Genomic DNA, 16,104 nt, shown 5'->3' on the forward strand with positions numbered 1-16,104 from the left:
GACCCGATCGGACCTCGAATTTACCGACAGCCGGCTAACGCAATTCTTCGCTAATCAACAGGTACTGGATGACAGTGAGGAAGTTCTTTTTCAGCCGCGAATGGAACCAGAGAGCGTCCGTGATCTCGGAGCAGATATCGGTTACAAGGAACTTTATTAAGAAAGTCAGTCGGCGGTGCCATGCCAAACTCGTACAATGGAACACAACGAATAATGTAGACAGACCGGAGGTTATCATCGCACCAAGGTTCAATATCGTGGTATCGTTTATTGTTAAACAGCACCACTTCACCGGCCTTAAAATCGACTGGCTGAAGCTCCTCTTTTTTTGGCGTGGGGAGAAGAGCTCTGCCGTAATAAATCGCAACAAAACGCTGAGCAATCATCTTCCGTCTTCTCGATTTCATAATTGCTTCTCGGGTGACCAAGCCCCGCTCATCAACCGCTCCAACCGATTGACAAAATTCTGAAAACTCGACAATCCGACGATTCCAATCTCGATATCGAATTGTTTTGTCAGCGTTTTGTTCGACGCATAATCTTCCACCCGTTTCTTCCGTTAAATCGACCAGAGGAATGTAGAAGCTAAGATCGTCGCCGCTCTGATAAAAAATATCCCATCCAAATCCATCTTCATGAAAGCCGAAGGTTGTCTTATCCCGACTATTCTCCAAATAAATATCATGTCCCACCAGCAAAGGCACTTCACCCAAAAAGTTGCTCAAGCCATTCGCCATGCATTCATTGATCACGAGAGGCAGAAGATCCGTGGAACCAAAAATTGTCTTGTCGTATCGATCACCCTGAATGGTCCTGTGGAGTGCTTTTGCTCCAAAGGTCTTCTTAAAACGCAGATACATGGCCCGCCACCATGACGTCGCATAATGCTCCAACGATTGCGTGTAGAAAAACGACCAATTTGACGATTGCGGTGAGACGCCGGAAAAATGCTCTCGGATCTTGGCCATCAGCGGTTCCGGTAACCGTAGCCCGGTACGCACATATCCCTGCTGATTAAGTTCTCGCAAAGCGGTATTAGTGAGAATTTTTTCCATACATCGGACTCTCAACGACCTAACAAGGGACAACTTCCGATTATTGATATTCCCCACAATATGTAGCTCAATAATAATGGGGGTGCAGTGCACCAATCCCGATGAAGCGCATTTCCTACAAAACCAGGAAGGCGCATATCCCTACTACCAATAATTCTGCAACAAACAGGAAATCGAAGTGAAACTAAGTGTTACACTCGTTGAAAACTGCAGCGGCCCCCCTCTATTCATCGTTCCTTCCGCTGCTACCACCTCGTTATCGTTGACACTACTCGCGAGGTCCATTTCTCCGCCTCGGCCGATCCACTCGTTTGTGTTTCCCGATTTGGAAGACAAACGGATCGAACCACAAACCGTTGAGGAGATGGGCACCCAATTCGTTTCCGAAATGAAGTCGATACAGCCGGAAGGTCCATATTTCTTGGCGGGACACTGTTTTGGGGCAACTCCCGCCATGGAGGTCGTCACCCAATTGGAAGCCGCAGGTGAAACGGTCGCGTTGTTGATCTTAATCGAGTCTTTTTCAGTGGGCATAGCTGAAACCGCCGTCGCCGAATCAACCCAACCTTTGAAACTGTATTCGTCGGAATATGGCGAAGACCTTGGAAAGGCTGCGACCGAAATCGTTACGCAAATTGGATCGAAATTATCCCTATTACCGATCGATATTCGCGATCACTTTACCCGCGTCACCACCCATCACCTTCACCTGGCGTTCAGCTATCGAGCGAAACCGATTACAGCACCAATTTTTCAGATCAGGACGACACAGCACCCCGAAACGGTTTTCAAAGGCTGGGACCACTTAACCACTGATGGTTACATCGAACGACTCATCGGCGGCACCACCGATTCGATACTGCAAGCACCAGACGTTACCACGTTAGCAAATGAAATCAGTGACGCTTTGATACGTTTCAGCTAACCTTCACTAACTCCTTATCTATCTGATCGCAGATCTTGGCTATCGTTGTGTTTCGAAATAGTGCGGTGAGCGGTAAATTAATCCCCAACGATTCCTCAACAAAAGTTTGTATGATGATGGCGCTAATCGAGTCACCGCCCAGCTCAATGAAGTCATCATCGATACCGACGGGTTCTACCCCAAGCGTTTTTTCCCAAACCTGCTTGAGTGTTATTTCATTTTCGCGAGTCGCTTCCCGGTATGGCGTATCAACGGGCCGGACAGCGATCTGATCGGCATGATGCTTTTCGACCAAACCATTGACATTCAACGCTTCCGCGCTGGCAACCACATTCGCTGGAGTCTCATCGGAACGCACCAAACGTTCAAACACTTCGAGGCCATCCACCAAACTGATTCCCGCACCAAATCTCGCTCGGAAATGATTCAACTCATCGTCAACCGCATTAGCAGGATGCTCCGTGGTGATGACAATTTTGCCGATATGCTTCGCACGAGCCATATGTTCGAATCCTTTACCGATATCCGCCAGACTGAAGGTCGTCACCGGACAGGGACGATAGCGTCCCGTGGCAAAATCTAGCATCATGCAACCAAACATATCGTGAAATTTTTCCGGTCGAAACTTCATCATCTGGCCCAAATCAACACCGAAATAGGAGAGGTTATTTTGAAATGGGAATAAATCGATCTCAGTGTGTTCAAACATGTCTCGCTTTCCCAATTCCAGAAAGCGACCGAACGGCTTGAGAACAGAAAAATTGGCCGCTATAAAATCCCCCGCCAGAGAATTGAGCACAACGTCTACCCCCTCTCCTTCGGTGATACCGATGATTTCTTCGACGAAATCATGCGTTCGAGAATCCATAACGTGTTCGATGCCAAGTCCCCGAAGATAGGCACGCTTTTTATCACTGCCTGCCGTCGCAAAAATCTCCGCACCGATTCGTTTGGCAATCTGAATGGCAGCAAGTCCCACACCGCCCGTCGCAGCATGGATTAATACGCGTTCTCCCGCCTCCAATTTCGCGAGCTGATTTAGAGCATACTCACAAGTCAGGAAGGTAATCGGAATACTCGCGCCTTCGACGAAAGTGAGACTCTCGGGTAAAAAGCTTACCGCATTGGAATCCACCAAAGCGCTTGTCGCGAAGCAACTGTTCGAGATTGCGACGACCCGATCACCTACTTTAAAATCCTGCACTTTGGAGCCAACCTCTTCCACGATACCGCTACACTCCATTCCAAGTCTCAATCTCTCAACTTCCGCGTTGGGCATCTGGCCCAGGGCACACAGCACGTCTCGAAAGTTCAAGCCGGTCGCTGCGATGCTCAGGCGAACCTCCGTCGGTTTGATGGGAAGATTATACAAATCTCGTGGCTCAAACGAATTCAGTGCTCCGATTTTCCCAACCACCATACTGTGGTCTTTTTTCTCCTCATCAATTGCGCCAAAACCACCCCACCCATCATCAGTCGCTCGCAACGAATAGTTGTCCAGCTCGACCAGCACGTTACCAGACGAATCCGCGATAACAAGATTACATCCGTTTGCCGATTCTCCTTCCACACGCGTGGCGTAGGTAAAGGTTTCAGCAGGGAGGCTTCCGTAAATTCGACAAGCATCGCAAGAAAATGGAATCAATGCGCCAACAAGGTGATCCATTGCATTGTGAATAGACCTATCCAGAAGGGCCGGATGCAGAACGTACTCGTTTAATTCCTCGAGATACTTGTCAGGGAGTCGGACACGAGTGGCAATCGAATCATCATCGCTCTGGGCCACCCAATCACAGTGCCATCGAGGTCCAGCCCAATCAAATTTCCGGGAAGGCTCAAGCGACTGTTTCTTCAACGCTTCAAATTTCTCCAAGATTTCAGAAGCGACAGAAGGGGATGATTCAATGGTTTTGATTTCTGCTTTAAAGTTAATCGTCCATCCGTTCTTTTCACCGTCATGCTTTGATCGAAGCTCAACCCGATAGGATTCTCTAAATGGAACAAAAATCAGTTCGTAGTCTGTCTCTGCACCGACCACAAACGGAGATAACAACACCACACCGTTCAGTCCTATGCCTGGCGCCGCTGGATCAATTTCGGAATACGCAGCACGAACCATTTCATAGATGCTCGTTGCAGAAACAATTCCTTGTGATCGATCTTGATTGACCACGTGCTCGGTACCAACCCAGTGACTGTCGACCGCCATCTTGCCGCTGAACAAAACACTGCCATTCGGATACGCACCTTTTTTTTCCAAGAGCGAATGCGTTACATCGCGAATCGAATCGAGCGGAGGCTGGCTATCCGGTTTTTGATCAAACAACGACGTCAATGCTAATTCTGTCCTCTGATAACTCCACGCCATCCCCGCATCGCGCCATGCTCCCCAGCCAATCGCACAGGCAAGCCCACGACCCGCCTGCGACCTGCGGCGAGCTAAGCGATCCAATACTGCGTTGGCTGCGGAATAATCGACTTGGCCTTTATTGGGTTGTGACGACGCTTGCGAAGAGAAATGGACGAACATATCGAGATATTGGTCTCCATAGATCTCCTCCAACAGGTAGGCACTGCCGACCTTGGCCATAAATACCTTATCGGCACTTTCCACTGTCTTGTGGAGTACAGGTCCGTCATCGAGGATGCCAGCCGCATGAACGATTCCATGAACAGCGCCGAACCTTGCCCTCGCTTCCGCATCAACTCGACGCAGATCCTCTCGATTGCACACATCCGCTTGAACGATGTGAACCTCGGCACCGCGATCCACTAGGCGAGAGATCCGTTGGATTGCCCGACCGATTTTGTCGTCTCGAGTCGCGTATTCCGGCCATTCTTCTCGGGGCGGCGGGCTCCAGCGGCTAGTCAAAACAAGCCGGGCCTTCGAGGAGTCGAAGAGTTTTTCCGCGATGCAAATTCCGAGCCCTCCGACGCCCCCGGTAATAACGACGGTCCCGCCAGAACGCAGGCGCGAGGTTCCCTTGGGAATTTCGATGAGATCGAACAGTTGCTCAACATATCGTGATTCATTACGTATCGCTGTCAACGTACTCGTGTCATCAAACCGACACTCATCCACAATACGTTCGAGTAAGTCGGATGCATATCCTCCCGCGGGTGGAACGGGCAAATCGATACACCGCATGGCGAGGCCTGGAATCTCCTGAGGCGCCACCAAACAGGGACCAAGCAAACAACCATTTTCGGGCCTGAGGCTTTCATTGATTTGGTCCACCTGCGAAACACCATCGGCATAAATCTGCACAGTCAATTGACTGGAAAGTTGACAGCCATGTGCAGACTGAACCAACTTGGTGAGGGTATGGAATCCGCGGGAACAGGCATCTTGGAAAACGTCGATTTCTAGATCAAGTTTTTCGCCTTGGCCCAAATTCCAAAAATGCAAAGCACGTAACGGACTGTCCGTATCAAAATCAATCTGCCTGAGCAGATTCTGGAAGTCATCGCTTGAAGCAGGTCGAATCCGATAGTGAGAGCTCGTGATTCTTTCATACCGATCTCCCTTCTCCACCTTAACGCAACGCTCATCAGAACCAACGACCTGGTCGATTACTTGTTCGGCAACTCCCCAGGCATCGGCGAAGACAAGCCATTGATTTTCTTGATCCAATACGGGTTTCTCATTGAACTCTGCTTTGCTCCAACCCGGCTCGTATAAAGCAAGCGGATACGACGCATCCGTTTCCTCCTTCGTTCCATTTCGGTCAGTCCAATAAAATTTGCGTTGGAACGGATAAACGGGCATTCTCAGCATTGGAACTGAATTTTCAGCAGCGGCTGTGTTCCAATCGACATCTCCGCCAAGCATCCAGACTTTACCAAGCGTCTCGAGAACCGCGGCGGCACCAACAGAAACATCTCCCGCCCCTTCGTTCAAGCAGGTAATCGTATCGAATCTCGAATCATGCTGTGCAACGAACCGACTCAGTACTCTGCCAGGCCCCACCTCGATGAAAATCGGAAAATCCTCAGCAGGGAAATTCCCGAGACCTTCCGAAAATCTGACGGGATTCTGACGCTGCTCTACCCAGTAATTTGGATCTCTCGCCTGAACTTCGGTTAGCGGCAAACCGCTAACATTAGAAATACTACATCCGACAGGAGGATGAAATTCGAAATTCCGCAACTCAGTGCGGAACTCCTCTCGCGTGGAATCAAGCATCCTGGAATGATAGGCATGAGAAGTCGCAAGCAAACGATTTCCAATACCGCTTGCTTCCAACTGCTCTGCAAATTCTGAAATCGCCGAATCGGGACCCGCCACCACCGTACTTGTCGGACTGTTAATGGCCGCCAAATCCAAATTTTCTGGCATGATCGGTTCCAACTCTTCCAACGAGAGGAAGACCGCAAGCATCGAGCCGGGTTGGCACTTTTGCATCAGCTGACCGCGAAGTGCAACAAGCTTCAATCCGGTTTCCAACGAATAGACACCCGCCAAGCATGCTGCCACCAGTTCACCCAATGAGTGGCCCAGCATTGCAGCCGCTCGCAGTCCCCAGCTTTCGAGTAACTTGCTCAATGCGTATTCCACAACAAATAAAGCCGGCTGTGCGATAAAGGTTTGAGAAAGTTCCTTTTTCGCTTCTTCAAAGGATTGTCCTTCCTGAAGAAACATCTTTTCCCGGATATCAAACCCGATCTCTCCAACTAAGATTTCCGCACACCGATCAACGATTCCGCGATAAAACGGTTGATTTTCATAGAGTTCTTTTCCCATATCCGGCATCTGCGATCCCTGGCCAGGGAAGAGAAACACGACCGGTCGATTGGAACGTGTCGGCCGCCGAGATGCTTGTATTTCACGAACCTGACCGACTAACTCAGCCCCCGTTTTCGAGGACGTCACAAGACAGCTTCGGAAGGGCATCGCAACCCGCCCGTTCTGTAGTGTCCGGGCGATCGACTTGACCGAGGCGTTTGGATTTTTTTCACAAAAGGACGCCGCATCCGCTATGCGCCGTTCAAGTGCAGCCTGCGACTTTGCGGAAAAAGGTAAAATCTGCAGTGGGCGATCGAAATCACTTTCTAAGGCTGTTTCTTCGACCGGAGCTACATACTCCTCAAGAATCAGGTGGGCGTTGGCCCCTCCAAAACCGAAGGACGATACCCCAGCACGCCTGGGCAGACCATTTGCCTCCCAAGGGCGACTCTCTGCCCCAATCACAAACGGACTGTCGGACAGGTCAATCTTGGGATTCGGTTCTTCAAAGTTCGCAAGCGCCGGAAACCGCCCCTTCGAGACGACCAAGCATGCTTTGATCAATCCAGCAATACCCGCAGCAGCGCCCAGGTGACCGATATGTCCCTTTACCGCGCCGACTGTACAATGACCAATCGAATCACTCGACTCGCGGAAAACTTCTGTCAACGAGCGAAGCTCAATAGGATCCCCTATCTCGGTCGCCGTGCCATGACATTCCACGTATCCAATGCTTTCCGGACTAAATCCCGAGTCCTTCAATGCCTGTCGAATAGCCTGCTTCTGCCCAGAGACCGTCGGCGCAACAAAACTCTGCTTTTCTTCTGGGCGTCCATCATTACTGAGGCCAACACCACGAATTACAGCATGGATTGGATTACCATCCCGAACAGCATCTGAGAGTCGTTTTAGCAACACGACCCCAACACCATTCCCAAACACGGTGCCATCAGCCGCCGCATCAAAGGGACGCACCCGACCTGACGTGGAACGCATTCCTTGAATGCCCGTTTTATAATAAGGGACAGCGGGAAACTCAACTCTGGCCCCCCCTGCGAAAGCCGCATCACAGACACCGCTGCGCAAATTTTGCACCGCTTGCTGGACCGCGATCAGCGAAGTTGCACAGGTGGCATTACTGACCATGCTGGGCCCCTTTAAGTCCAGCTCATACGAAACTCGCAAGGCAAGATAATCGGGAAAATTCCCGAGTTGCATTGCGAATCCGTCACTCATATTCGCATCGTCCGTGTTGAGCTGATTCGCTAAATACGAGATATCTTCAAATTCGCCCCCAACAAACACCCCTGTAGTTTGATCTTTATCGCCCGGTTTCATCCCAGCGTTTTCCATCGCTTCCCAACAACACTCAAGGAAGAATCGATGAGTCGGATTCATCTGCTTTGCCATCGAATCCGAGATCCCAAAGAAATTGGCATCAAAATATGCGAGGTCATCGACCATCGGTTTGGCATGCACGATGGTGGGATCCGTCAAATGCGATGACGAGAGAGCAGCCTGCTCGAGCTCAAACCGACTCATCCTACGTAGGCAATCTTCATTACGCTGCAAATTATCCCAGAATTCTTCCAGCGTGTACGCTCCAGGTGCCCGTAGTGCCATACCAACCACTGCGATTGGCTGATTCATTACACCGATGTCTTCATTCGCTTTAATCATTAGCTCTCGCCACCAACAGTGAAATAATTGCCTGTCCGGTTAAAATCCAAAACAACATTTGTTTGGATTTCAAACAAGACAACGACAGTCTGCGATTTACTCACCACATTGCATCAACACAAATCTCAACGGAACAATTTCAAGAAATGACTAATTCCATTTCTCTCACGTCTCTTCCGTTCTGTTCCGCCATTTTCATAAGCCAACTTGGGCAATGATCCGCCACCTTCCTTACGGCTAGCCCTGATCTTCGCTTGTGACTTCGAGACTTAAGAATCCCCTGAACATCGTTAGCAGAAAATCCGACAGACATCATGCCCTGAAACTCAAACTCATTGCCAAACACCAGCCCTTGATCGACCAAATACGACGTCCCTTCCGCCACTAGTCTTCTAGCAGTGTCCGAATCCATCGTTGCGTGGCGCCAGTTCAAACCAAAACCGTCAAGCTCGTAATCCTTGAATTGCGGACCATTAACGGGAGCTCTCAGGGGAAGAAAAAAGATCCCCAAAGTAACGGTGTCCGGCCGAGATCTTTCGATAAAATCCAAGGTATTTCCATAGCTTTCCCGAGTCTCTCCCGGGTATCCCACCAGAAAATTCGAATGCACAAACAGACCGTGCTTTTGGGCGATGGCAATACCTTTGTAGGAGTCTGCCACATCATGTCCTTTGCGCATCAGCTTGAGAATTCGGTCATCACCGGATTCAACGCCGAAAAAGACTCCGAAACAACCAGCTCGCATTAATAAATCCGCAAGTTCGTCAGTCATATCATCAACTCGCGAATAACAGGACCATTGAAGGCCCAGGTCAAGATCAATCATGAGCTGGCAGATATCGTGTGGATAGCGCTTGTATCTTCCCGGTCCATCGGTGAAGTTTGCATCTGCGACGCGATACTTGGTGATTCCCATTTCTGCATTGCGTACCAATTCCGTTCGAATACTGTCGAGACTTCGAAGATTCATTCCTCGATCGTACGTGCAATAAAAGCAGTTGTACTTACAGCCCCGTGAGAACTCGATACTGTAAACGCCATCGCGATTCCGACCGTAGAGACTCCAATCCGCAATTGGAATCTCCTCATCCACGCGCGCCTTAAAGGGCTTACCCGGCACTTCGACCATAATCCCTTGTTCTATGCTGGAACCATATTGAAGTTGCCCCTCGTCGTCGAGAAACGCAATGTTGGGAATCGTGCTGGGATCGCGATCGCCGTCGAGGGACTTGAGAATGGCAAGCATCGCCACTTCGCCCTCACCGAACACTGCGAAGTCCGCGCAATCATGCAACTCAGACAGCTCCCGAACGGTCTGCCCACCAAGAATTATTTTTGCATCCGGCGCCATTTCTCGCAGCTTTTTCACAAGCTGCTTGATGTAGGAGGAAACCATCAGAAAGGTTGTTGAAATCCCAATGACACGCGGCGATTTTTGCTGAATAATGCTCCTCAGCTGCTCATAGCGCCAAGGCAATGTCCGAACGTTGTCAAGTACGCAAACACTGTACCCGGCACGATCGATCACCGTTGCTAAATCACAGAGTGCCAATGAGGGACGATGTGGCAACCGAATTTGAAAAACCTGCTCACCGTCCATTTCAACGGGGAACAACAGAGAGTTTCTCGCATGCAGTCCATCCAACTTATCTTTTACCGATTGGGAAAAAAATGTCTCGCCTTCACGAATCATGTCTTTGTTCGTAATGAACGACTGATCCTCATCCTCCGTGTGTTCGTCGGTAATCAATAAAACGTCTAACGATTTCCCTTTGATAATCATGTGCCCAACAAATCGTGAAAAGGTAACGAGTTGATAATTGCAAAACGTACAAGTTCCAGTTTGGATACACACGCACGATGCGAGCCAGAAAACGACCTGGGTATCAAAAAGCTCATACTCTCGCAGAACTTCAGACACCTCACGGGGCCATCACAGACAGCCAGCTGAAAGCTGATTTCACCATCCCTCGACGTGGATCACCTGCTTCTTTCAATCCGGACCATGACTTAGCTCTCTCAGCTTTTTTTGTCTTCCACCGAGAGGCCAGCCGTAGCCGGTAATCACCAAAGCATATGTCGCATTACCGCCACTCGCACCCCCAAAACCACCTATCTTTCCTGTTTAGCCCAGCAAGTCAGGCCCACTTCACACTCAGTGGAAGGCAGGTTGGGATGCAGCATGCCCCCTTACCGCGCGGTCCGGAAAGGACCCCGACGATCGATAAATCTTTTCATATTAACATGTTAGGATAATTCGCATCTCCACCGTAAAGAGCGCATCCCACCATTCAAGCGAAGGAATCTCTCAATCAGGAGAGATTACCGCACGCCAGAAGGGGCGTCGGCCTTAGAAGTCTGCACCGGACTGGCGTTTGGTCCGTTACGGCATTAATTTCGCCATCTTCCGCGGTAGATCGGCCAATTCGTCATCTCCTCGCGTTTCTGCAATTTGAATGGCCGAACCTTGGTCGCCGTTTTTCGCGTTTGGATCCATACCGACTTTGACCAACAGGGCAGCCACCTCAAGTCGACGATCTGAAACGGCAAAGCGAGAAAAATCGTTCCCCCCGAATTGTCGCGCCGTGCCACGGATGTCTACCAATTCCTGCAGTGCATCGTAGCCACGATTATTCCGAGCTTTAAAATTCGCGCCCGATGCCAAAATCAGCTGAGCAACCTCTGGCCCGGCCCATTTCCCAACTTCGTAAGCACTGCAAAACCCGCAGATATTCTGCTTCGTCGGGATTACCCCCCAACCTCCAGCAACAGCTAGGTTGCAACGGCCCGATCCCGTTTTGGATCATGAGCCAGGAATACCTCCCCCATCGCCCTCGCACCCAACATTTCTCTCACTGTGAAATGAGAGATCATCTTATCAGTCATTCCCGTTCCCCTTACCTGAGTCACCTTCGTTCCCCCAACGAACGAACCCATCACCTCTTTGACAATCGTTTTCTATTTTTCGCAAGCAGTCCCCACCTTGCCTTCGGCACGAGGCAGAGTGCTAGATACGACCCTGGCCATCGATCTACCGGTGAACGCCTTGCCACATTGTAACGAGTCGCCAATCATTTTGCGTTCTGTGTTCTTCCCTACACCTGTTTCCCGCTCCACACATTACGACGCGCAGCTTTCAAACCAATCACTGAATCGGCGAACGGGGTCTTTCCGTCGAACAGAAAAGTCTTGACGGGAAAAAGGTCAAAGACAAAAGAATGCGTCAATTCAGCAATTCGTGCCAAACGGCCGCAAATTTTTGGACGGAGGCCAAACCGAGCCCTCCGTCGTTCTGACGATCTGATCGGATTAGCGGATCAAGGTTTCTTGATCCGTTGGAAAGTAGTCGGACGGTCAAATCGAGCGGGTGTTTCTTCCATGTTTGAAAACGACATGTCACTAAATGTACGTGTCATCGAGTCGCCTTCCAAGACACGCGTCACCGTGGCTGAGATGGATTCTCCCTGATCGCCAACGCCCTGAAATCGGCTGACCATCGTCGATTTATTTCCGTCGACCGTCAGAGAAACCATTTCACCATGCCACGACCCGCCTGTCTTTCCAATGCCGTGAAAAGCGACACGCTCTCGCCCCGCATCCCAATACATCACGTGTCCTGCCATTTCTTCCTTGGATCCATCCGCCTTGATAATCTCGTTTCCACCAAAAACAGCTCGACCATCAAGGCCCTGGGTGTGCCTAGTGATCAATTTCGAACCGTCACGTATTTCCGCTTCCCAGGTCCCCGTTATGTCAAACTTGGCGAGAACGGAGGCAAGTTTATTGACTCGTTTCATCGCCACAGTCCAAGGCTTGCCGTCAACCGACTGCCCCTCGCGTTGCACCGCTTTGACCTTTCCGATTCGTTGATTTGCGTCAACCGTCCATCGCTCAACAACATATTCAGTCGTCACGCCGCGGCTCGTCTCGAAAAGGCTCCAACGCTCGGTACCTGTTTTCTTATCGATACCCATCAACGTCGAAATTCCGGAGAAGGGCTTACCGGTGTCAAAACCAGAATACATTAATTTCACCTGTCGATGCTCCTCATCCCAAAAGGAGTAGCCGGCTCCACTCGTAATCACGTCACCGTCCACTGACTTCATATGGTGCGACGACTCGATGCGGTTTCCTCCATTGGCAAGTTCCCATGAATTCGTTTCGCTGTAATCAATTCCAGCCGGAATACCTTCCCACATCGCCTGTGTTTCACCTGAGCTCACCCAGACGCCCAAGCTATCGGACGCAACTCGGAATTTCACAAATTCCTGCCATGACGCAGGCGCCTTTAACTGCAAGGATTCATCATCGCCAAAACTTCTTTCAATGGACAGAAAGGCAACCACCAAGACGACAATGACAACACGAGCCCCCCATTGAGCTACCAAATTTCTACAAATCGAACGCTGTAAATTCATTTTTTTCCCAACCGTTAAAATTCGTCAGGTACTACCGGATCGCAAAAATGATCAATACAACACAGCTTTTCAACCATCTATTGCGACAGCCATTTCTTGTAGCCATATCCGGGACAAGCGAACAGAAGGATACGGGCTGACCGCTTCCAATCGGATTATTGATTAGTGCGCAAAAGGCGGACCGATTACCCAGCTCAATTCACTCAATTCGTGCGATTTACTCCTACGATGCTCCCGCGGCCCCGGGCCCCACGGTCAGACATGGCCTGAGCCGCTGCGGTGATGCAACCGACCTTTTTGCCGGAAACCGCTTGATCCCAACTTCCCTAAAAATTTTCTCCTTTGCGCGACCGGTTCCCTGAGAGATGTCGTTTTAGTGTTGGCCGCTTCAACCAACGGTCTCGACCTGACCGTCGAACGTCCAACTCGTCCTCGTTGCGGAACCCATGCGAAATCGCTTCGCGTAGCCCTGAATCCTGGGAGAAATGAACATGTTGCCACGCACAAACCAACGCCGTTTTGGAATGATCGAAGGATTGGAAGATCGGCAATTGATGGCTGCTGACCTCGTTGGTGGTCTCGTCGATGCGATGCCGCAGCCTCAGGAGCCCGATCCTACGATGCTGGTCCAGGCAGGCGAGGAAAAGCTCGATTTCAACAGTGGTATGAACTTAAAGAAGGACGATTTGGTCGTCATTCCATCAAATCTGGCTGGAACATGGACGAACGCCAACGACAACACCCGAAGTCTCACCAAGATTCAGATTTTTGATGGACCAGGTGGTCCCCAGATTCAAGCCTGGGGCTCCTGCCTTCCTTCTGACTGTGATTGGGGTAAAACCGATCTCGATCTATTGACAACCTCAGTGACTGACGTAACCCCCGACTATGCAATCGGATCCTGGAACCCCGACTTCAAGGAATCAACCGTCACCATCGATCTGAATGGGCCGTTGGGAAAGGTGGTCGATCTCTACAATGTGTTCACCGATGACAGCAATCGTGAAAATTTCCACGAGCGATATTGGTTGTCGAATAATGGATCGATGCACGAAATCTTAGATTTCGGAAACAACGAACTCCAGAACGTCATCGCAGGAAGCTGGGTAAACTCGAACCCTCACACAGGTGGTATCACCCGAGCGGACATAACGGACACGGCGCCGTCAGAAGCCCAAGAAGACCTGTTACTCAACTTTTATGGATCCTGTTTCCCGACCGATTGCAACTGGGGGGCGACGGAGATGCATGAACTGGGTTCTTCCATTGCCGATCAAACTCCTGAATACGCGATTGCGAATTACGACCACGATTTCAAATCAACTTTCGTAACTTCGCGTTTCGAGAGCGGCGATCTCATCGTCGGCACCTACGACGTCTTCCATGACGATAGTGGTCGATCGAATTACTTCAGCGAACACCGGATGTGGAAACTGGGTGACGCAAATCATGATGGTCGCTTTAATTCTTCAGACATCGTGCAGATTATGCAAGCCGGTGAGTACGAGGATGGCATCAATAACAATTCCACATGGGAAGAGGGAGACTTCGACCGCGATGGTGACTTCACGACATCCGACCTGGTACTCGCCTTCGGTTCCGGTGGATTTGAGCAAACGAGAATTCGCCCGCCCCAACCTCCCGTACTCATTCCGTTGCCCGAGTTTGATCCGACCATTCGTTTTAACTCGTCTGTCGACCTTGTCGACGACATTTTCAACGAAGAAGATTTCGAAGGCCCATTCCCCCCAGGGTTTGAGGTGGTCCCAAATGCTGTCGACGATATCTTTGAAAGAGTGTTCGCTTAAGCATCCCTGAAAGCTTGAGTTGGCAAGGGCCAAGCTTTCAAGCCTGTCGATAGAAGTCGAAAATCGCGTTAGACTTCTAACGACCCAAAGGGTGGAGACCATGCGACGCCACGACGCTCAGCAACGTGGCTCGTACGGCTCCACCTTTTTTTTCGGTGAGCATGTCAGGATGGCGTTTTCGATCCAAAGCGTCCGACACCTACTCACAAGCTTGGCCGTAAGTCTCAGCAGGGTACCTTCAAAGAGCCGACAACGTTATCGATGCTTTAAAAATACGGAACGTTCAGCTGAGTCAAGACTTACCCGAATTTCGAGTGAAAACACGAACAAACAATAAAAAGCACCTTGCAAGGAGTACCGACAACGTTGGCTGGCTCGCCAATATCTGCCCCACCAAGGTTCGGTCGCGTCGTTCACAGGCCCGCCACAATTGGGCATAAAATGCAAGTGTGCAAACCGGCGATTGTGAGTCTTCCGAAAAAGCTCGATACCCAGACCAATCGTCAAATGATCGACAACGGGCAACAAACGACATCGCAGTCTCTTCATATCGAAAAAAGTGCCATGTCCGACTTGGCATAAAAAGCAACTGACCGGGCTCAAGTGTTACCGACCACCCCTCAAGATCTTCAAGAATAGGATTTTCGGCGATCGTTTCCTCATCCAACGCTTCATAGAGATTAAGCTTGCAAACCGCCTGTATCGCGTCGCTTGTTGATTCATCATAGGCAAACATTTTGACCGTCTTATTCCCCCATACACACCAATGAAGCGTATGGCTGTGATCTGGATCGTAATGCCCGCTGGAAACGGCGTTCGCTCCGGCAATGAATAACTGGGGTGTGTAAGGTGGTACAAAAGGCCACGCTCTTGAATCGGATCGATCAAGCCCCAAGAATTTCCCCGGCGGAAACAACGCATCGAGATCTTTCAAGTCAAGGTCTTCGAGTAGCGAAGGGTTCTTTCCGAAGAAATCGTAGTAGGGATGGGCAACTTCAAAATGCTTCACCGCTTCACCGCGATCAAGTCTGTCGATTAAGTCAGAAACGGTGGTGACAGGAAGCCCTTTCAACCAATCCAGAGAATGCCCGTCATTCGAAACATGATGATAAAGGATGGGAAGTTGGCCAAGCTGGTCCTGAAAAAACGACTTGGTCCATTTATGGTAGGCAGGCCAGGTCTCGATCACCCCTTGCAAAATACAAGGAATAGATGGATTGACATATTGCTCACGGAATGCCTCATAGCCTAAGTGGCGAACATCAACCACATCCACCCCGCGGTCACGGAAACGATTTGGATCCAAGGAAACCGAGCGTTCAGCCCGCATAGCTTTATTCATCAATTTGAACTCCGCACTTCAAACGGTCCACGCATACCATACCCACGGTCAGTCATTGCATCTTATATTCACTCCAGACTAGCCACGGACTATTTCAAATTCCAGTCATTTATACTGCTGTCGACTCGTCCGGCGATTGCCCTCCCGGAC

General features: G+C 50.2%; 8 protein-coding genes. 2 read left to right on the forward strand and 6 right to left on the reverse strand.

The window, feature by feature from the left end; all coding sequences use genetic code 11:
• Positions 1-50: 50 nt before the first annotated feature.
• Entirely contained in the window at positions 51-1,055 is a 1,005-nt protein-coding gene (locus P8N76_15190) for a hypothetical protein (protein ID MDG2383011.1), read from the reverse strand.
• A gap of 178 nt (positions 1,056-1,233) precedes the next feature.
• On the opposite strand from P8N76_15190, the gene P8N76_15195 reads away from it, so the two are divergent.
• A complete protein-coding gene (locus tag P8N76_15195) occupies positions 1,234-1,980 on the forward strand; it encodes a thioesterase domain-containing protein (GenBank protein ID MDG2383012.1) in 747 nt (248 codons plus the stop codon).
• Here the strand turns inward: P8N76_15195 and P8N76_15200 are convergent.
• The 4 genes from P8N76_15200 to P8N76_15215 all read right to left on the reverse strand — a co-directional run bounded on the left by P8N76_15200 (position 1,973) and on the right by P8N76_15215 (position 12,804).
• On the reverse strand, positions 1,973-8,386 hold the full coding sequence (locus P8N76_15200) for an SDR family NAD(P)-dependent oxidoreductase (protein MDG2383013.1): 6,414 nt from the start codon (positions 8,384-8,386) through the stop codon (positions 1,973-1,975). The two genes, P8N76_15195 and P8N76_15200, sit on opposite strands and share 8 nt — an antisense overlap.
• A gap of 139 nt (positions 8,387-8,525) precedes the next feature.
• Positions 8,526-10,169 carry a radical SAM protein gene (locus tag P8N76_15205; GenBank protein MDG2383014.1) on the reverse strand — a complete coding sequence of 548 codons (1,644 nt, stop codon included), beginning with the start codon at positions 10,167-10,169 and terminating at the stop codon, positions 8,526-8,528.
• A 600-nt stretch (positions 10,170-10,769) separates the two neighbouring features.
• Positions 10,770-10,991 (reverse strand): ankyrin repeat domain-containing protein, encoded by a 222-nt coding sequence (locus P8N76_15210; GenBank protein MDG2383015.1) that lies wholly within the window; start codon positions 10,989-10,991, stop codon positions 10,770-10,772.
• Between the two features lie 712 nt (positions 10,992-11,703).
• Positions 11,704-12,804 (reverse strand): hypothetical protein, encoded by a 1,101-nt coding sequence (locus tag P8N76_15215; GenBank protein MDG2383016.1) that lies wholly within the window; start codon positions 12,802-12,804, stop codon positions 11,704-11,706.
• Between the two features lie 491 nt (positions 12,805-13,295).
• Here P8N76_15215 and P8N76_15220 point away from each other — a divergent pair, with 491 nt between their 5' ends.
• On the forward strand, positions 13,296-14,612 hold the full coding sequence (locus P8N76_15220; protein ID MDG2383017.1) for a hypothetical protein: 1,317 nt from the start codon (positions 13,296-13,298) through the stop codon (positions 14,610-14,612).
• 292 nt (positions 14,613-14,904) lie between these two features.
• Here the strand turns inward: P8N76_15220 and P8N76_15225 are convergent, their stop codons facing one another.
• The gene (locus P8N76_15225) at positions 14,905-15,954 is read right to left on the reverse strand and encodes a cupin-like domain-containing protein (protein ID MDG2383018.1); all 1,050 of its coding nucleotides are present in this window, start codon (positions 15,952-15,954) and stop codon (positions 14,905-14,907) included.
• Between the last annotated feature and the right edge of the window lie 150 nt (positions 15,955-16,104).

The organism is Pirellulaceae bacterium (assembly GCA_029243025.1).
Lineage (GTDB): Bacteria > Planctomycetota > Planctomycetia > Pirellulales > Pirellulaceae.